We start from the raw sequence: 19,598 nt of genomic DNA, 5'->3' as shown, positions 1-19,598 counted from the left end.
ATTGAGCTGAAAAAAAAACTCTGTTCAATAATGGGGGTTAACTATGAATATGCTTATTGCCATCGTGTTGCTGCTCTTGATTGCCGCTTTATTGGGAACGTTATGGCTAACGAGAAGAAGCGATGAAGATTATCGTGGCTCTACAAAAAAGAATACAAAGAATTTAACCATTATTTATGCTGTTGTCATCCTTCTTTCGTTAGTCGCTTTAGGACTATATATTAGTATCTCTCACTAAATGGCATGGATATCTATCTATTCATAATTGCTAACTGGGGATTGCGGTATCAACGTTTTTGCAAAGGAATGGTGCCAAATGGCTTGGGAACCAAATCGAGCATCGAAGAAGCCACTATATAAACAAATAACTGAATATGTTGAAAATAATATTGCGAATGGGGCTTTTCCACCAGAAAAACAGCTTCCTTCAGAAAGAGCTTTAGCAAAGGAGCTGAAGGTAAACAGGAGTACAGTTGTCGCTGCTTATGATGAACTTCAAGCAGTTGGCTTAATTCAAAGAATTTAAGGAAGCGGTACGATGATTAGCAAGGATATTTGGGGCATTACGAAAAAGCGTGTTCCAAGGTGGCATCGTTATATTGAATCGGGTCCTTTTTTGCCAAATTTACCGGTTACGCAAAGATTGCGCAGAGAAATGGAAGAGAAGAATTTAATTAATTTAGCAAGTGGAGAATTATGCAATGGCTAGCTAATGAGTTTTTGGATTATGGGTATTTTCAAACTCATATACATGAATTGCAGAAAAAGTTAGAAAGTCACTGTGAGCAGTTGGTCACGAGCTTGAACAATTATTTACATGATAAAGTGGAATTTACTGTCCCTCATGGTGGAATACATTTATGGTGCAAAGTGAAAAAAGATGTAGAGGAAATGAAATTACTAGAGAATGCCATTAAAAGAGGAGTCATTTATGTCCCAGGTTCTGTAATGGGATCGGGAAATGGTTATGTCCGCTTTACATATGCGAGAGCGAGGGAAGAGGAGATTAGGGAAGGTGTTAGGAGATTTGCAGAAGCTCTTACATCTTTAAAAAAGTGAAAGTAATAGGGAAATTAAAAATGGAGGTGAGCATAATCAAATGTTTACGAATGAGCAATTGCAAGATTTAATTGCAGGGAAAGCGATTGGGGATAAATTTCCTTATGATACTGGCAATGAGCAAGAAATTGAAGCGCATATAAGGAGGTTATTCCATCGAATTAATCGAATTCCTCATATCATCTGTGAAGCAGAGTGGAATCATTTTGGAAGTGGATACGCTTCCTTTGTTGAATTCTTTTGCTATACGAAAAAAAATGTAACAGTCGAGAGTGAAAAATACGGAATTCGAAAGGAAAAGACAGAAGGAATTATCATTGATATCTGTCGGTTAGCGCCTGTTGCGATCATGGGAGAAGATGATCGTTCAAAAACGATACGGATCGAATCAAATGAAATATTAAGCGGTGGATACGGGTCGATCATTAGTGCTTCAAATCAATTGTATTTAAGAGAAGAATTTCATGAACTTGGAAGACAATTAAAACTAGCATTAGAAGAGTATGAGTACGCTCTTCTTGATTTTGAACAGATTAGCGCACCATTGCCATTTCAAGCAAAAATTCCAACCATATACAAGGAACCGGGAGATTATATCATTATGGATGCTATTTTTTATTGGGAGGACTAAATGGCAAAATTGAGAGCGAAATAGATTACGATGATTCATAAGTATAGGAGTGAGCCGATGTTTATCATTTTATTGATTATGCTGCTTGTTTCGGGCATTGTTTTATTTTTTTGTGGGTATTATGCCGCTGTTATAAGAATGAAATTAGGAAGAAATGTCTTACTTGCTGTGCCTATTGTTCTGGCTATCTTTATGCTCAATGTGATGATGGCTTTAGTAGAGTTATCTAAATCACCAAACTGGCAATGATGAAAAGGAGATTAATAGATGTGAAAAATACACTTTCGGAATCGTGGTTTCCTATCAATGATCTAAACCCACAAACTTTCTAAATTTGTACAATTGATTCCTAAAGAAATCATTTCAGCTATGCTGGCAGGAATGATTATGAAATATATGGTGAATTTTTCATTGTTTCTGTAAATCAATTATGGCTTGTGGGAAGTATATCAATAATCGCATTCTTTGCTTTTAGTAAATGGAAATTAAGAATTCCGCCTGTAATTGCGTCGATTGTGGTTGGTTTTGTCATATTGCTTTTATTTTATCCTTTGGTTTTGTTAAATAGAATGGTTGTTAAAATGATTTTGGGTTCATTCATGTGAAACTTTGGTTTCACATGCCTTTCAGTATAACTGAAAGGTCTTCTGCCCTTCTTATATTAAGCAACGATGCTGCAGTTGCAATTGGTGGATTACGACAAAAAAACTATCAAACTCCGATTAATAAACTTGTCTCATTAAGTGGGGTTTTTTCGATCTTGACTAGTTTTTTTGGCGGCCAATCAGCAAATGCGGCTGGAATGGCGACAGTTATCTGCGCAGGGGAGGAAGCTGGTCCAAAAGAAAAAAGATATATGGGGGCAGTAGTCACGGGAATACTTATCCTTATATTCGGTCTGTTTTCTTGGAAACTGATTCCTGTGATTCAAGTATTACCGCAGGAGTTTATTGCAATAGTTGTTGGTTTCTCTCTTATTGGAGTGTTTGGAAATTGTTTATATCAAAGTTTTGCAAAGGAATCGATGAAAATGAGCACCACATTTGCTTTCATTATCGCATTTTCAAACATTTCCATTATGAGTATAAGCGCACCTGTTATTTCACTTCTTATCGGAACTTTTGTTGCCTATTTTGTCGAACAAGCTCGTTTGAAAATAAGCTCATGATATTTAAATTCATTTTATTAGGTGGTTCGTTTGTGCGAGAGTGTTCTAAATGCTGTTCTTTTAGAACGCTCTTTTTTTATCGATTTTTTAAAATCTCAAAATGTAACCGCTTTATGTCGAAAAAAACGAACAAAGTTTTTGAAAAAGTATAAAAAATTCTAATAATTTTATTGATATTAATTCAAAAAGTGGTATTATTATAACAAATTACAAAATTCGTAACAGTGGTTCTATTATAGAACCAGAAAGAAGTGGAGATGAAATGACATCAAAAACAGTAAGTAAAGCTTTGAGTGTACTAAATTCTTTCACCTCTGAAAACCCATCCTGGGGGCTGCGAGAACTTGCACGGCATTTAGATATGAACCATACGGTTGTTTATCGCTTGCTCAGTACATTAGAAGAGGAAGGGTACGTATTTCATAACCCAGATACACAAAAATATGAACTTGGCATTAAGTTAATTGAACTGAGCAATGTGGTCGAGGAACATCTGAAATTTGCTGAATTGATTGAGCCGATCATGAAAAAAATCGCTTTGCAAACAGGTGAAAGTGTTGTGTTTACCATTTTAGACAATGAAGAAGGAGTTTTCTTGAAAATTGTTGAGAGTGAACAGCAAGTGAGGTTTGCAGAGTCAGTGGGAAAGAGAAGTCCTTTATATATTGGTGCATCACATAAAGTGATTTTAGCTTACCTGCCTGAAGAAATTCAGAATCGAATTATTGATGATGGATTAAGTAATAACGCGCAGCACATTGAATCAAAAGAAGCCTTTTTTGAAGTGCTTGAAAAAATCAAACACCAAGGCTGGTACTATACTGCAGGAGAAACCTTTAATGATGTTGCCGCCATTTCCATTCCTCTATTCGATCATAAAAAGAATATTCTCGGCTCAATTTCTGTTGCTGGACCAAAATATAGAGTAACGATTGAGGAAACAGATAGAATGTTAATCAGTTTACAAGAAAACTATCAATCTTTGAGTTCTGTTTTAAGAAAATCCTTTTTTCCATCGAGAAGAAAGTTTTTAATGAATACCCTATCTTAAGTGGAAGGAGGTAGTTGCATGGACAAGATTTTAGAAGTAAAAGATCTTGTTGTTGGTTATAAAGGAAAAAATGGATTTGTCAGAGCAGTCGATGGTGTATCCTTTGATATTAATAAAGGAGAAACAATTTGTATTGTTGGAGAGTCTGGAAGTGGCAAAAGTGTTACATCAATGAGTATTATGCGACTAGTTGAATTTGAAAATGGGAAGATCTTAGATGGAGAAATTTCATTTAAAGGGGAAAGCTTAACGACTAAAAAAGCGGACGAAATGAGGCAAATAAGAGGCTCAAAAATATCGATGATCTTCCAAGAACCATTGACGGCCCTTAATCCAGTATTCACCATAGGAAAGCAAATTTCCGAGGCGATTCTATTCCATCATAAAATTGGTAAAGAAGAGGCTTGGAAAGAGGCAGAAAAGCTTGTTCGCCTTGTCGGAATATCAGATCCAGTAGGGAGATTAAAACAATATCCGCATGAATTGTCTGGGGGAATGAGGCAAAGGGTAATGATTGCGATGGCATTAGCATCCGAACCCGAATTATTAATTGCAGATGAGCCAACAACGGCCCTTGATGTTACGATAGAGGCGCAAATTTTAGAGCTATTACGAAATTTAAGGGAAGAAAAAAAGATGTCAATCATGCTAATCACTCATGATATTGGAGTGGCAGCGGAAATGGCCAATCGAATCATTATTATGTACGCAGGAAAGATAATGGAAATTGCCAATACGTTTGATATATTTGAACAGCCTTTACATCCTTACACGAAAGGTTTGCTAGAATCTGTGCCTAAGATGGATGGGCAAAGAGGGGTTCCTCTTAAATCGATCAATGGCTCCATTCCAAGTCTGAATGAAATTCCAGAAGGCTGCCGATTTTCACCAAGATGCCCTTTCGCTACTGAAAAATGCCATCAGGAAGCTCCCGCATTGGAGACAAGAGGAAATAGACAGGTTGCCTGCTGGCATGTAGATTATCTTCTTGAACATAGCCTGCTTGATGTTGAAGAGGAAGGAGGGATTTCCATTGAATCATAGCCAAGAGGAAATATCTGTTGCTACGAAGGAACCGCTTCTAAAAATAGAAAACTTGAAAAAACATTTTTCAATTAAAGGAGGTGGAATGTTTAATAGCAAACGAAAAATCGTCAAAGCCGTAGATGACGTATCCTTTCATATTTATAAAGGAGAAACGTTGGGACTTGTCGGAGAATCAGGGTGTGGAAAGTCTACTTTAGGGAGAAATATTTTGCGGCTACAGGAACCGACAGAGGGAAGGGTATTCTATAAAGATACGAATATATTAGAGCAAAACAATCGTGAACTCCGTAAACTTCGGAGAGAGATTCAAATCATTTATCAGGACCCTTTTGGTTCCCTGAATCCTAGATTTACAATTGGCCAGATTATTGGTGAGATGTACGAAATTCATGGAATCGCAAGTGGCCCGGAAAAAGAGGCAAAGGTTAAAGAAATGCTTGAACTTGTTGGGCTAGACCCGAGCCGATACCATAGCTATCCCCATGAATTCTCTGGAGGGCAAAGGCAGAGGGTAGGAATTGCGAGAGCACTGGCTTTAAATCCAGAATTTGTCGTTGCGGACGAACCGGTATCAGCTTTAGATGTTTCTGTACAATCGCAGGTCATTAATTTACTTATGAAATTAAAAAAAGAACTTGGTTTAACGATGCTCTTTATTGCCCATGGGCTTAATGTGGTCAGGCATATATCAGATCGGGTTGGCGTCATGTATCTTGGAAAGCTGGTAGAGCTGTCCGAAACAGATAATATCTTTGATCATCCTGCCCACCCCTATACAGCAGCTTTATTATCAACAGTTCCAGAGGCTGATCCTAAATTAAGAAAGGAAAGGATTGTTTTAAAAGGGGAGGTGCCATCTCCAGCCAATCCTCCATCCGGTTGTCGATTTAGGACAAGATGCCCGTTGGCTACCGAGCTTTGCGTGCAAGAAGCTCCACCGTTAAAGGAGATTCGTGATGAACATTTTGTTGCCTGCCATTTTCCTTTAGAAAAGGGACAATCGTTAAAAGAAGCAATAGAGTTATTAAACAAAGAAAAAATTGCAAATTGAATTGATTGAATCTTCGGATTATAAAAAAGTAAAGGGGTTTATGACATGTCAAAGACAATTAAACAAGGAAATCAAAAAATCTATGATGGATATAAATCATTTCAATATTTAGAACCAGGAATTGACTATAAGGAGTTCAAGCTTTCGAAAGAAAACGATCGTGTAGAACCTTACACATATCCTGTATCAGAAACTCAAGAAGAAACGGTACAGCAAATACTAGAGGAAGACTATATCATTTCTATGCATGAGCACACATTTGTAATGCCAGAAAAACTAGAAGAATTTTATGAATTTAGACATCATGGTCGAGATTGGACAGGCTTTGAGGCGTTAAGCCAGTCAGGATTGGACGTTATTTTTGAGAATTTTATGGATGGGACAGCGATGATTACGTCGAAAGCGGGCTGGAAATGGTCAGATGTTATTCACGATATTGGAATTCGTTTCAGCGATATTGCTCATCAGGATATGGTCATTAAAGCGGAGCGCATATCCGATTTATATCGCGCTAAAAAAGAGAGAAAAATTGCCTTTGTTGGAGCGTTAGAATCTTGCACAATGATCGAAAATGAGCTTGATAGATTAGATATTTTATATGGTTTTGGTATTAGAACGATGGGAGTTGTTTACTCGGAGGCGAATCAATTGGGTTCTGGTTTAAGGGAACCAAACGACGGAGGGTTAACCGTTTTTGGAAAGCAAGCAGTGAGACGGATGAATCAGCTCGGAATTACGATTGACGTTTCGCATGCTGGAGATAAGACGTCATTAGACACCATTGAAGCAAGTGAAAAACCAGTTACGATCAATCATGCTGGTGCAAGAGCATTATGGGATACGAAACGTCTAAAGCCAGATGATGTTATAAAAGCTTGTGCAGAAAAGGGTGGGGTAATCGCAATTGAAGCAGCACCACATACAACGATTACGCCAAATAACCTGACTCACAGCATTGAATCTTACATGGAGCATTTTGAATATGTTGCCAACTTAGTAGGGATTGACCATGTCGCATTTGGCCCTGACACTCTTTTCGGTGACCATGTGGGAATTCACGATCTTTTATCAGGCCAGCTTTCTATTAAAAGTTCACATGGAGCAAACAGCTATCCGAAAGTCGAGTATGTGAAAGGGCTTGAGAATCCTGCTGAATGCTTCCCGAATATTATTCGCTGGTTAGTTAATAAAGGTTACAGCCGCGAGGATATTCGAAAAGTAGCAGGGGCGAATATTTTGAGAGTGCTGGAAGCTACTTGGGCAAAATAATTTTCTTTAGAGAGGATAGATAGAGATGAAAACAAAAAAATGGAGATTTATGAGTGTTATTTTAGTATTCTTCCTCCTTCTTGCAGGATGTTCCTACGGAGGAGATAGCTCGAATAGCAGCGGTGATCAAAGTGAGGGAGAAGGAACAGGAAGTGATCCTAAAAAAGGTGGAAAAGTTTCCATCCCGATCGTGGCCGATCCAACGTTTAACCCGTGGCATCCAAATGCTTATGCAGAATCGAATGTTGTTAACAGAGTGTTATTCTCTGGATTAACACAACCTGGAAAGGATTTAGCACCTTCTCCAGATTTAGCAACTAAATGGGAAACATCAGATGACGAATTAGAATGGACTTTTTACTTACGTGATGATGTTTTATGGCATGATGGAGAAAAGTTTACAGCTGAAGACGTTGCATATACGTTTAATGAAATTGTCTTGAATGCTGAGCTTGGAGCGAATAATTCATCTTATTTCCAAAAGGTGAAAGAGGTTCAAGTTGTTAATGATTATGAGGTTAAGTTCATAATGGAAAGTCCTGTTGCAGCGCTACCTGCTTATTTAAGCTTCAACACGGAGATCGTCCCAAAACATATTTTTGAAGGGCAGGACCCTTGGGAATTAACATCCTTCAACAAAGTGAATCCAGTGGGAACAGGTGCATATAAACTGAAGAGTTATACTTCAGGACAAAGTGTAATTTTAGAGAGAAACGATGATTTTTATGGAGATGTTGGTTTACTTGATGAGATTGAATATAAGGTATTACCAGATGTGAATACACATGTAGCCCAAATTTTAAGTGGTGAGCTTTCCATCTTTGCTCTCGATGATTTGGCATCGATCGAGCGTATTGAACAAGCAGATGGAGTAAGTGTCTTTGGTAGAGAGACTCCAAGATTCTTTTGGATTATTGTTAATCATGAGGAAGAAAAATATCAAGATAAGCGAGTGAAGCAAGCAATCCTTCATGCAATCGACAGACAAAATATTATTGATACGGTACTTAAAGGATATGGAACGATTGCTGATGCGGGAATTGCCCCAGCGCTTGAAGAGTATTATACAGACGATGTCGCACGATATGATTATGATCCTGAAAAGGCGAAAGAGCTTCTTGCAGAAGCAGGTTGGACCGATACAGATGGAGACGGAATTGTTGACAAAGATGGAGAGCCGTTTTCAATCGATTTTAAAATCGGGATTCAAGGTGATTTAGAGGCTGTTTCGCAAATGGTGCAACAATATCTTGTCAAAGTTGGTCTTGATGTCAAATTAAATGCGATGGAATGGAACGCTATGATTCAGGATGTTGTTGTCAATCGTAATTATGAAATGAGCTTAAATTGGTGGAGATATCCTGCGGACCCTGATTTATCTGCCTATATGCACTCAGCGAATGTGAAGGGAAATAATATTCCACACTATCAAAATCCTGAGTTAGATAAGCTATTAGATCAAGGAGCTCAAACAAGTGATGTAGAAGAGCGTAAAAAGATTTATATTGAAGCGCAGAAACTAATGGCAGAGGAATTACCGTATATTTTCCTTTGGTATCCACAAGAAGCACAAGTGCGGATTGACAAACTTAAAGGTGTTCCAGACTTAGCGTTTGGAGATGCACTTCACTATATCCATGAGTGGTACATTGAAGAATAAAATAAACGAATGAAGGAGTGGAGGTGTGCGTAAAGCACACTTCTATTCCTAATAAGAAGTATTCAGGGGGCGATGAAGTGCTGAGATTTTTACTAAATCGATTAGGACAAAGTGCGATTCTACTTTTGATCGTCACGATCATCACTTTTTTTCTAATCAACCTAGCTCCTGGTGGTCCAGCAAGCACGATGAGAATGGATGCATCTCCAGAGGAAAGGCAAGCCATGGTGGAAAAGTTAGGCTTAGATCAGCCCATCCACATACGCTATATTGATTGGATAACGAATGCTCTTAAGGGTGACCTCGGTGTTTCGTTTACATCAAGTGAACCGGTTGTTCAACGAATTGCAGAACGTCTTCCGTACACGATTGAGTTAACCGTATTTACAATAATTCTCTCGATTACGATTGGAATATTATTTGGGGTTATTTCGGCCATAAAGCGAGGAAAGGCACAGGATCATGTCATTAATTTCTTTAGTGTCCTCGGTTTATCAGTTCCTGCGTTTTGGCTTGGACTCATGCTCATTCTTTTATTTTCTATTAACCTTGGATGGCTGCCATCCTCTGGAGTTGGCGCTCGTGGGGCGGATTTTAATTTCTGGGGCTGGATTTCTCATTTAATTATGCCGGTATTAATTTTAACAACTACTGTTCTACCTAATATTGTTCGCTTTACCCGCTCTTCAATGCTGGAGGTTATATCTCAAAATTATATTCGCACTGCTCGCGCAAAAGGGGCAAAGGAATCAATCGTTTTGTATGTACACGCGCTAAGGAATGCATTAATTCCAGTAGTTACAATTATTGGCGTTCTGATTCCAAGACTTCTAAGCGGAGCTGTTATTACAGAAGCAATCTTTGGATGGACAGGGATTGGGACACTTATTTTGGAGGCGGCAAGAGGAAGGGATTATCCACTGGTAATGGGGGTTACAGTAGTTATTACAGTTGTTGTTGTGCTTTGTAATTTGATTGTAGACCTTATTTATTCACGTATCGATCCACGCGTTAAAAATGTATAAATAATGGGGGTGAGAAAATGGAGGTATCAACAAATCAAGATTATGGAAGCAAAACAATGACAAAAGTAAAACAAAGAAAAGACACGCTCCTTGCACGTTTAAAACAAAATAAAATCGCTTATTTTTCATTATGGTTCCTCATTATCTTACACTTAATCGTTTTTTTAGGTCCATTTTTTTGGACGATTAATCCAGAAGAGTTGCAGGAGGTTGGCTCTTTAGCGGGCTGGTCTTTACAGCATCCTTTTGGAACTGATGATCTGAGTAGAGATGTTTTTGCAAGAATGCTTCACGGTGGAAGAGTTACATTGCTAGTTGGATTGGCAGCTATGTTATTTGCTTTACTGATCGGGACATTGGTCGGAGCGTGTGCCGGTTATTTTGGCAAATTTGTTGAATCAGTCTTAATGAGAATAACGGAAGCAATGATGGCGATTCCTAACTTTTTCTTTGTCCTCGTTGCATTAACAGTTCTAGGTACAAGCCCGGTCATGGTCGTTGTCGTCATTGCCTTATGCGGCTGGATGGAAATTGCCAGGGTTGTATACGGCGAGACATTAAAATGGAAGGAATATGAGTTTGTAGAAGCGGCTAATGCTTCAGGGGCTAGAAGTATTCGGATCTTAACGAAATACATTATTCCCCAAATCATACCGTCTATTATTGTTTCAGGTACATTAACAATTGCAGCGGCGATTTTGACGGAAAGTGCAATTAGTTATTTAGGGTTGGGGATTCAGCCACCTACCCCGACGTGGGGAAATATGTTGCAAAATTCACAGCAATATATTTGGACTGCCCCTGTTTTAGGAATATTACCAGGAGCAGCGATAACAATTGTTGTTCTTGCCTATAATTTCTTAGGTGACGGCCTGCGTGATGCGCTTGATCCAAAATATGTTAAGAAATAATGAGGGGAGCTAAACATTTTGTTTATAACAATTAATGATAATCAATTATATTATGAAATTCATGGGAATCCTGATGGTGAAACAATCTTTTTTATTCATGGTGCCCCTGGGTTAGGGGATTGTCGCAGTGATATTAGAGCATTTTCACCTCTTGGTGATCAATATCGATTAATCTTTATGGATATGAGAGGTTCGGGACGTTCTGAAGGAAAGCCACCTTTTACCCATGAACAGTGGACTGCCGATATCGAGGCATTGAGAAAGGAGCTCGTTGGCGCGCCAATCAAAATATTAGGAGGTTCATATGGCGGCTTTCTTACCCTTGAATATGTCCTTAGATACCCTGACAGCGTGACCCATGTTTTACTAAGAGATACTGCTGCCAATAGTGAATTTGATCATCTTTCCGTTGATCAAGCACTGGAAAGCGATTTGCCTGGGATTACAGAAGCTGGGATTCGCCGTCTTTTCGATGGAAAAGTAGAGTCAAATGAAGAGTTAAAAGAGATGTTTGCCGCTATTCAACCACTTTATACAGTGAAATTTGATGAAGAGGCCGTTAAAAAGAGAATCGATTCGATTTATTATCGTTATGAAACTCATAACTATGCCTTTAGATACAATAAGCCGAACTTTAACTTAGTTCCAGATTTGCACAAAATATCAGTCCCTACACTTGTTACAGTCGGGAGACACGATTGGATTACGCCGGTTGTTTGTTCTGAGTTAATTGCTGAGAAAATTCCAAATTCAAAGCTTGTAATCTTTGAAAACAGTGGGCATTCTCCGCAAAATGAGGAGAATGAGAAATATTTAAAACTGGTTCGAGAGTTCCTGCAAATGAATTGAATAAGATGGAAGAAGCAAGAAAGAAGCTAGAGTTAACGGTAAGCGTTGGAAAGCAGTGAGAAGAATGCTTTTAGCTAACCAACCATACTCTAGCTTCTATTCTTCCTCCTTAAATATGTGCGCCTATTTTCCTTAGCATATAATCATAGCTTGTTTAGGGAAAAGAGGTTTTTATGGAAAACTGTGATAAAAGGGAGGAGTCTACATGAAAGAAATTGAAATTCCTCTAAAGATGAAGGCAGCTGTGATTCGTGAGCATGGAGGACCTGAGAAGCTCAACATTGAAGAAATTCCCACTCCAAAACCGGGAGAACATGAAGTTTTGATTAAAGTAGAAGCAACGGCATTAAATCATCTTGATATATTTGCTCGAGAGGGGCTTAAAGGACCAGGGGTGCCGAAGTTAACTTTACCACATATTTCTGGTGTCGATATCGTTGGTCGTGTGGTTGAATTTGGACAAACAACATTAAATGTAGTGAACAGCTTTGCAAAAGGAGAACGCGTTCTTATAAACCCATCCTTTGGCTGTGGAGAGTGCCGGTTTTGTAGAGCTGGTGAACCGAGCATGTGTCCAGATTATAAAATCATTGGTGAACATTTATGGGGAGGTTTAGCAGAGTATGTAGTCGTTCCTGTAAAAAATATTATTCCCATTCCTGAGCATATCCCCTCAGTGACAGCAGCGGCTATTCCGGCCGTCTATACGACAGCTTGGAGAGGAGTGGTCAATGTTGGACAAATAAAGTCTTCTGATACGGTGCTGATAATTGGGGCATCGGGCGGTCTCGGCTCTGCCCAATTAGATATAGCGGTTGCCGCTGGGGCAACAGTTATTGGAATTGCAAGTAGTGAGGAGAAAAGAAGAAAATGTCTTGATTTGGGTGCCATAGCCATGTTTGATTCCAATGGAGATTGGCTAAAGGAAGTAAAGGAATGGACAAGAGGTGAAGGGGTTGATATCGCATTCGATTCAGTTGGGAAACCTACATTCACTAAAAGCTTAAATAGTCTAAAAATGGGTGGGAAGCTAGTGTTATCTGGAGCAACTGCAGGTGATTTTCCTGAGATTAGCATTCGTGAAATATACCAATGGCATCGCCAAGTATTAGGGGCGCCAATGGGAAATTGGGGAGATTTCTTACAGGTTACCGAGCAAGTTTGGCAAGGAAAGCTGAATCCTCAAGTAAGTGCTGTTTTTCCATTGGAAAAAATCGCGGAAGCAGAAGCTTTATTAGAAAACAGAAATCACTTCGGGAAAATTGTCATTAGAGTGAATTAAGAGGGCTCAATAATTTTGTTGATAGTATAGGAAACATCTTCTTTTGACAACAGCTTTCAAAATAAGGGCTTCAATACAGACGGGTAGGAAAAATTGGTTGTGATATATAATTTGTGTATATAAAGAAATCTCTCTTTTAGGTTAAATGGGTATTTGACCGTTGAAAACAAAAAGGGGGGTTTCTTTTTTTAAATAAACTTTGTTAAACAATATAAACGATTTTTGACTCATTTCGTGTGCAACCTTAGTTTCACACGCCTTTCAGTTATACTGAAAGGTCTTCTGATTCATAAAATCAGAGAGAAAATGAGCCAAGAATCAACATCAACAAATAACAAAGCCTTTTAATAAAGGTCATGTTCTCTTTCATAAGAAATACGTAATAAATAGATCATGATAATATATCTATTTATTGTTTGGAATAGTGATATAGATAATGATCAATTTTTGAAGAATGATACTTGTAATCGAATTCATTATGATGTATTATGAAAATATAAGGTGTAATTATAAATACATCATGATGTAAAGGTATTCATTTTAGGGGTGATGGTAAAATGAGTAAAAGTTTCATTGATAAAAAGTCAAAGCTGCCGCTGTATAAGCAATTGAAAATTTTGCTAATGCGCTATATAGAGGAAAATCTCTCCGAAGGTGATTCTCTGCCGATTGAATCTGAAATCGAAAAGCTTTACGGGGTAAGTAGGGCTACTGTTAGAAAAACGATTGATGAATTAGTTTCTGAAGGTGTAGTAAAAAGAATTCAGGGAAAAGGAACTTTTATTCAATCAAAAAAAATAGTTCAGACTGCGGGATCGATTACGAGCTGGACAGAAGAAATGCGACTTAGGGGAAAAGAAATTCATACTGATAATACATTATTGTTAGAATTGGAGCCTTCTCAAAAAATAAGAGAAGAGTTAAAACTATCCCCAAATGAGAAAGTGATTTGCCTTAAGCGTACACGCTATTCTGATGGTGAACCTATAGCGATCATGATTAATTATATGCGTGGGAAGTTTATTCCTGGCTTTCTAGAAAAAGGTCTGCAAAGAGAATCATTGTATGAAACCTTAGAAGAAGAATACAATATTCGACTCGAGAAAGCTTATGAACGAATTCAAGCAAGAGTTGCTACTGACTTAGAAGCAGTTGAACTGCAAATTCCACCGGAATCAGCCTTACTCCACTTAACTAGGGTGTCTTACTTAAAGGATGGAACTCCATTCGAATTAGTTGAAATGTCGAACCGCGGAGATCGATATCACTATCATATTGAACTGAATGGGAGAAACAAAATAAAACATATCAATTAAGTTTATAATTTGCTTCGATACTTTGAAGAGTATCATTTGGCCATTGATTAACTTAGAAGGGGTGTTAACATGCTCACATTAACTGAAGGATTAATTGAATTGGATGTAAAGGCAAAAGATGCAGAGGATTCAATACGAAAAGCAGGTCAGTTATTAGTAAATGAAGGATTAGCAGATCAAGGCTATGTAGACGCAATGGTCAAGGGGTTTAAAGAAGTTGGGCCATATATTGTAGTGGCCCCTAACATTGCCTTTCCACACGCAAGACCAGAACTTGGTGCGAAAGAAAAGGGTGTTTCGTTAATAAGATTAAGTCAACCAGTCGTATTCGGGCACCCTACTAATGATCCTATAACACTTGTTTGCGCCCTTTGTGGAACTGATAGTACAAGTCATATTCAAATGTTACAGGCTCTCGCAGATATTTTAAGAGATGAAGAAAAACTAAATGTAATTATGAATACAGCGACTTCAAAAGAAGAAATCCTATCAATTATATAAAAAGGAGTGTTTATTATGAAAGTTGTCACAGTTTGTGGAATGGGATTTGGAACGAGCCTAATGCTGCTTATGGATATTCAGTCGATTGCCAAGAACCATGGATATGAAGTTCAGGGAGAAGCTGTAGATTTAGGTTCTGCTAAAGGAAAAGTTTGTGATTTTATGGTTGCTTCAAGTGAAATATCAGCAGAGCTTAGTGATGAGTCTGTAGAAGTAATCTCGATTAATAATTTACTAGATAAGGATGAAATAGAAGCGAAGGTAATGCCAGTTATTCAAAAACTGCATCAAAGGGGGTAGGGAAATATGCTTGATATAATTGTAAACGTTTTAAGCAATCCAGCTATTATTCTTGGTATTATTGCACTTGTTGGATTAGTAGCCTTGCGCAAAACAACATCTGATGTAATAAAGGGAACATTAAAGACAATTTTTGGATTTATTATTTTACAGCAAGGATCAAATATTATCGTTTCAGCACTAGTTCCATTTAGTACGATGTTTACGGAAGCCTTCGGATTAACAGGAATTGTTGCAGAGGATAATGCTCTAGTTGCTGCCGTCCAAACTTTATTAGGTAAAGAGACAGCTCTTATTCTAGTATTTTCGTTTTTAATCAACTTATTAATTGCAAGAGTAACAAAATGGAAATACATTTTCTTAACAGGACATATGATGTTTTCATTTGCCGGTACAATGGCAATAGTGTTTAACCAAATGGGGTTATCAAGCACGATGACGATCGTTTTAGGTTCAATTATTCAAGGGGTTTCAATGGTATTATTTCCAGCGTTATCGCAGCCATTTGTCCGTAAAATCACGGGTAAAGATGATATCGCTTTCGGTTTCTGGGGCAGTTCATGGATTAGTCTTTCTGGATGGGTAGGAGGCTTAGCGGGAAATAAGGAAAAATCTTCTGAAGATGTAAAAGTACCCAAAACTTTAGATTTTTTAAAAGACATGAGTGTGCTCATGGGGATTGTCATGATTGTTATCTATTTGGTCACGGCATTATTTGTTGATAAAAATGTGTTAGCTGAAATCTCAGGAGGACAGGATATTATTCAATTTTCAATTATGAATGCACTGACATTCGTTGCGGGGATACTAGTATTGCTTCAAGGGGTAAGAATGTTTCTTGGAGAAATTGTTCCCGCATTTAAAGGAATAGGGGAAAAAATCGTACCAGGTGCAAAGCCAGCTCTCGATGTCCCAATTTTTTTCGCCTTTGCACCAATCGCAGTAACTCTTGGTTTCTTGTCAGCTTTAGTAGGTAGCTTACTAGTAACCTTTATTTCTACAATGCTACCAGTTGTTGTTTTACCTTCTGTTATTGGATTATTTTTCATGGGCGGTGCCGCTGGTGTATTTGGTAATGCATCAGGAGGGAGACGTGGTGCGATAATATCCGGATTTTTCCTAGGGGTTTCATGGACACTTCTTGTTGCCCTTGCGTATCCGTTAGTGGATATGAATGCTTATGGTGTGGAAGGTCTATGGTTTGCTTCCCCAGATGCCATTATTGTTGTAGTGATTATTCGTTTAATCGGCTTATTATTCGGAATAGGCATATAAAGCATATACTAGAGCGAATCGAGCAGCTATACCCTTTAATGCCAGCCTTTTCATATGTATCGAAGATTAATGAAAACAATAATGATAGACTAAAAACATTTATATAACGTCTAGCATTTTAGTTCGTCGTATACTACGATTTTCTGTCATGCTCAAGGGACTTGCTATAGCTGCTCTTTCAAAAAGGAGGAACTTTAAGATGGGAAAAATCAGAACTGTTTTAGGAGATATTGATGCAAAGGACTTAGGATTTACTTATAGCCATGAACATTTATGGACGTGTCCGCCTCCGAGTCAGAAAGATCGGGACTTGGAATTAACGGATTATGAAGCATCTGTTAGTGAACTATTTAGATTTAAGAGAGCAGGTGGGCAGGCGCTTGTAGATGCAACGACACTTGATTATGGAAGAAATGCTGCAAAAATGAAACAAATGGCTATTGAAACGAATGTTCATGTCATCGCAACTACTGGATTTAATAAACATATATATTTTCCAGCATGGGTTAATGCACTTTCAATTGAGGAAATACAACAAAAACTTGTTAGAGATATTACGATCGGAATGGATGGAACAGATGCAAAAGCTGGCTTTCTTAAGTCAGGTTCTTGGGAGCAATTAATACATCCACTGGAAGAAAAGGTTACTAGAGCAGTTGCTCGTGCGCAAAAAGATACAGGAGCACCAGTCTGGCTTCATACAGAAGCTGGAACAATGGGCGAGGAGATGTTGGATATTTTAGAAGAAGAAGGAGTTGACTTAACGAAGGTTGCTGTTGGGCATAGCGATCGTAATGCCGATCCGTATTATCATTTACAGCTTGCAAAAAGAGGAGCTTTTGTTCAATTTGATGGAGCAAGTAAAATAAAGTATTACCCTGATAGTACTCGAATTGAACTGATTAAGAATATGATAAAAAATGGATTTGTCAAGCAGCTTTTGATTTCAGCAGATATGGGAAGACAAAGCTATCTACATGCTTATGGTGGCGGACCTGGATTTGAGTATATTTTGAAAAAGTATATTCCAAGATTAAGAAATGAAGGAATTAGTGAAGAGGACATCCAGACAATTTTTGTTGAAAATCCAGCACGGTGGTTAGCACAATTTGAAGGGTGATGAGGAATCATGTCAGTTGGTAAAGGAACAATTATTGCTATACTTCGCGGTATTGAGCCAGAAGATGCTTGTTCAATTGTAGAAGTATTGCAAAAAAATGGAATTACTTGGGTTGAAGTATCTTTAAGTGATGAAACAAAAGGGTTGCGCTGTATTGAAAAAATCCATTCAAAATTTAAAAATACCATTCAGTTAGGAGCTGGTACAGTCATCACCCAAAAACAGATCGATCAAGTTCTTGAAGCAGGAGCGAAATACATTATTACTCCAGGCTGGGAGCGAGAATTGGTTCGTTATGCGAAGGCAAAAAATGTAGAAATTTTCCCTGGCGTATTCACACCGGGGGAAATTCTTCAAGCAGTACAAGATGATATTAATGTAGTCAAATTATTTCCAGCAAATGATTTAGGTATTTCATATATTAAAAATCTTCGAGGCCCTTTTCCAAATGTTCATATCATGGCAGTTGGCGGTGTGGATGATAAAAATTTGAAAGCTTACTACGAAGCTGGATGCTCCTCATTTGCAATTGGTAGTGATCTAGTTCCGAGGGGGGCAACAAGGGATAATTTGCAACAAATTGAAGAAAAAGCTCAACAATATACGAATCTCATCCAAGAATTAGGGAGTTGATTATATGTCAAAGGTAAAAGAAGCTATTAACATGACTAGAGATGAAGTACAAGCAGCAATAGAAGAGTATCCAGTAGCTATTTTACCTATCGGAGCTACTGAACAACATGGACATCATCTTCCATTAGGTGTTGATATTTATTTAGCAGAGGGGATATCAAAAAGAATCTGTGAAAGGACAGGAGCCCTGCTCTTACCAGCTTTACCCTTTGGTTATTCTTGGGTTTGGCGTGACATTCCCGGTACTATTTCTCTCCAACAGCATCATGTAGAAGCGATCATTAAAGATGTTGCTCACAGTGTCAATCGTTATGGGGTTAAGACGCTAATTATTGTTAATGGTCATGATGCCAATAATGCTAGTATGAAGTATGCAACTAGAGAATTAACCGATGAATTAGACATGAATGTAGTTTATTTATTTTACCCGGAGCTTGAGTCAATGATGGCAAAGCATTGTGAATCAAAGACATGGCATGGAATGATTCACGCTTGTGAATTAGAAACATCCCTTATGCTTGCTCTTAAGCCGGAGTTAGTAAATATGTCGAAAGCGGTCAGGGAATATCCCGAAAAACCTGCTTTATATGGAAAATCTTCCATTTCATTAGGGCAACTGAGCAAAAGTGGAGTTTACGGTGATGCTACATTGGCCAGTAAAGCAAAGGGTGAAAAATTATTGGAGAGCTTCGTTGAAAAAATGGTTGAGCTAGTAAATTCTGTATCAGAAAATAGCAAATGAAAAAATTATTTTCAAATGAGAGAATGCGAATAAAGAAGCTGATTGTCTTAGATGATAGACAGACAAATCAGCTTTTTTGTCATGTTTTCTCAGAGTCTGAGTTAAATATGATGGAACAATGAATTTCCCCGTTTCCTTTAAAGCAATTATAATAAATACGAGCTGAGTTTTTTAGTTGGAGGAGATATTTATGAATATTCGAAAATTAACTGTTGAGCAAGAGCCACCGATGGAATTGCTGCGATTGGCTGATCCATCCACAAAGATAATAAACGATTATTTAATGCGAGGAGAATGCTATATCGCGGAGAATAACGATGAAATAGTAGGTGTGTATGTACTGCTCCCAACAAGACCAGAGACGGTGGAGTTGGTAAACGTTGCCGTTTCCGAACATGCTCAGGGAAATGGGGTAGGCAAGCTGCTTGTCAAAGATGCCATATTGAAAGCGAAAGAAAAAGGCTTTAAAACAATTGAAGTAGGTACTGGTAATTCAAGCATTGCACAGTTAGCTTTGTATCAGAAATGTGGTTTCAGAATTGTAGCAGTTGATTTTGATTTTTTTACTCGACATTATGAAGAAACTATTTTTGAGAATGAAATTTGGTGTCGAGATATGATAAGGCTTTCTCAAGATATAAATTAGGAAACAGGGAGAAAATGTTTGGAATTTATGAAACTGCGCTTATAACTAAAAACGTTCATTAT

Annotated in this window: 21 protein-coding genes and 1 pseudogene; all 22 read left to right on the top strand. The window is 38.0% G+C overall.

Translation table 11 applies throughout. From position 1 onward, the window contains the following. Positions 1-43 precede the first annotated feature (43 nt). Positions 44-238, top strand: coding sequence for a hypothetical protein (locus NST02_RS16740; protein ID WP_212933370.1), 195 nt, complete (start codon positions 44-46; stop codon positions 236-238). A 78-nt stretch (positions 239-316) separates the two neighbouring features. After that, positions 317-1,059: pseudogene (locus NST02_RS16735) on the top strand (aminotransferase class I/II-fold pyridoxal phosphate-dependent enzyme). A 40-nt stretch (positions 1,060-1,099) separates the two neighbouring features. Then, positions 1,100-1,690 (top strand): hypothetical protein, encoded by a 591-nt coding sequence (locus NST02_RS16730; RefSeq protein ID WP_095311049.1) that lies wholly within the window; start codon positions 1,100-1,102, stop codon positions 1,688-1,690. Between the two features lie 57 nt (positions 1,691-1,747). After that, positions 1,748-1,939 carry a hypothetical protein gene (locus tag NST02_RS16725; protein ID WP_095311047.1) on the top strand — a complete coding sequence of 64 codons (192 nt, stop codon included), beginning with the start codon at positions 1,748-1,750 and terminating at the stop codon, positions 1,937-1,939. Between the two features lie 352 nt (positions 1,940-2,291). Further along, on the top strand, positions 2,292-2,858 hold the full coding sequence (locus NST02_RS16720; protein ID WP_212933371.1) for a benzoate/H(+) symporter BenE family transporter: 567 nt from the start codon (positions 2,292-2,294) through the stop codon (positions 2,856-2,858). 262 nt (positions 2,859-3,120) lie between these two features. Then, the gene (locus NST02_RS16715) at positions 3,121-3,909 is read left to right on the top strand and encodes an IclR family transcriptional regulator (RefSeq protein WP_095311045.1); all 789 of its coding nucleotides are present in this window, start codon (positions 3,121-3,123) and stop codon (positions 3,907-3,909) included. An 18-nt stretch (positions 3,910-3,927) separates the two neighbouring features. Next, the gene (locus tag NST02_RS16710) at positions 3,928-4,953 is read left to right on the top strand and encodes an ABC transporter ATP-binding protein (protein WP_212933372.1); all 1,026 of its coding nucleotides are present in this window, start codon (positions 3,928-3,930) and stop codon (positions 4,951-4,953) included. Next, positions 4,943-6,007 carry an ABC transporter ATP-binding protein gene (locus NST02_RS16705; RefSeq protein ID WP_095311040.1) on the top strand — a complete coding sequence of 355 codons (1,065 nt, stop codon included), beginning with the start codon at positions 4,943-4,945 and terminating at the stop codon, positions 6,005-6,007. The genes NST02_RS16710 and NST02_RS16705 overlap by 11 nt, the downstream gene beginning before the upstream one ends. 45 nt (positions 6,008-6,052) lie before the next feature. Beyond that, complete coding sequence (locus NST02_RS16700; RefSeq protein ID WP_212933373.1) at positions 6,053-7,276, top strand: dipeptidase; 1,224 nt, start codon at positions 6,053-6,055, stop codon at positions 7,274-7,276. A gap of 25 nt (positions 7,277-7,301) precedes the next feature. Beyond that, positions 7,302-8,936, top strand: a complete 1,635-nt coding sequence (locus NST02_RS16695; RefSeq protein ID WP_095311036.1) for an ABC transporter substrate-binding protein — start codon at positions 7,302-7,304, stop codon at positions 8,934-8,936. A 77-nt stretch (positions 8,937-9,013) separates the two neighbouring features. Next, positions 9,014-9,961 carry an ABC transporter permease gene (locus NST02_RS16690; RefSeq protein WP_095311034.1) on the top strand — a complete coding sequence of 316 codons (948 nt, stop codon included), beginning with the start codon at positions 9,014-9,016 and terminating at the stop codon, positions 9,959-9,961. A gap of 17 nt (positions 9,962-9,978) precedes the next feature. Then, positions 9,979-10,872, top strand: coding sequence for an ABC transporter permease (locus NST02_RS16685; RefSeq protein ID WP_095311032.1), 894 nt, complete (start codon positions 9,979-9,981; stop codon positions 10,870-10,872). A gap of 18 nt (positions 10,873-10,890) precedes the next feature. Further along, positions 10,891-11,721, top strand: a complete 831-nt coding sequence (locus tag NST02_RS16680; protein ID WP_137742744.1) for an alpha/beta fold hydrolase — start codon at positions 10,891-10,893, stop codon at positions 11,719-11,721. A gap of 205 nt (positions 11,722-11,926) precedes the next feature. Next, entirely contained in the window at positions 11,927-13,003 is a 1,077-nt protein-coding gene (locus tag NST02_RS16675) for a zinc-binding dehydrogenase (RefSeq protein ID WP_095311028.1), read from the top strand. A gap of 557 nt (positions 13,004-13,560) precedes the next feature. Continuing rightward, entirely contained in the window at positions 13,561-14,319 is a 759-nt protein-coding gene (locus NST02_RS16670) for a GntR family transcriptional regulator (RefSeq protein WP_095311025.1), read from the top strand. 69 nt (positions 14,320-14,388) lie between these two features. After that, positions 14,389-14,820, top strand: coding sequence for a PTS sugar transporter subunit IIA (locus NST02_RS16665; protein WP_137742745.1), 432 nt, complete (start codon positions 14,389-14,391; stop codon positions 14,818-14,820). 15 nt (positions 14,821-14,835) lie between these two features. Then, positions 14,836-15,120: a PTS sugar transporter subunit IIB gene (locus tag NST02_RS16660; RefSeq protein WP_095311019.1), complete on the top strand. Its 285-nt coding sequence runs from the start codon at positions 14,836-14,838 to the stop codon at positions 15,118-15,120. Between the two features lie 6 nt (positions 15,121-15,126). After that, positions 15,127-16,395: a PTS ascorbate transporter subunit IIC gene (locus NST02_RS16655; RefSeq protein ID WP_095311016.1), complete on the top strand. Its 1,269-nt coding sequence runs from the start codon at positions 15,127-15,129 to the stop codon at positions 16,393-16,395. A 199-nt stretch (positions 16,396-16,594) separates the two neighbouring features. Further along, on the top strand, positions 16,595-17,515 hold the full coding sequence (locus NST02_RS16650; RefSeq protein ID WP_212933377.1) for a phosphotriesterase family protein: 921 nt from the start codon (positions 16,595-16,597) through the stop codon (positions 17,513-17,515). Positions 17,516-17,524: 9 nt separating this feature from the next. After that, entirely contained in the window at positions 17,525-18,148 is a 624-nt protein-coding gene (locus NST02_RS16645) for a bifunctional 4-hydroxy-2-oxoglutarate aldolase/2-dehydro-3-deoxy-phosphogluconate aldolase (RefSeq protein ID WP_095311011.1), read from the top strand. 4 nt (positions 18,149-18,152) lie between these two features. Further along, positions 18,153-18,890 (top strand): creatininase family protein, encoded by a 738-nt coding sequence (locus NST02_RS16640; protein WP_095311009.1) that lies wholly within the window; start codon positions 18,153-18,155, stop codon positions 18,888-18,890. Between the two features lie 190 nt (positions 18,891-19,080). After that, positions 19,081-19,536 (top strand): GNAT family N-acetyltransferase, encoded by a 456-nt coding sequence (locus tag NST02_RS16635; protein ID WP_340949301.1) that lies wholly within the window; start codon positions 19,081-19,083, stop codon positions 19,534-19,536. Positions 19,537-19,598 lie beyond the last annotated feature (62 nt).

The organism is Robertmurraya sp. FSL W8-0741 (genome assembly GCF_038004005.1).
Classification (GTDB): Bacteria; Bacillota; Bacilli; order Bacillales; family Cytobacillaceae; genus Robertmurraya; species Robertmurraya siralis.
The sequence above is the reverse complement of the archived record's forward strand: the minus strand, read 5'-3'. Positions and strand labels throughout refer to the sequence as shown.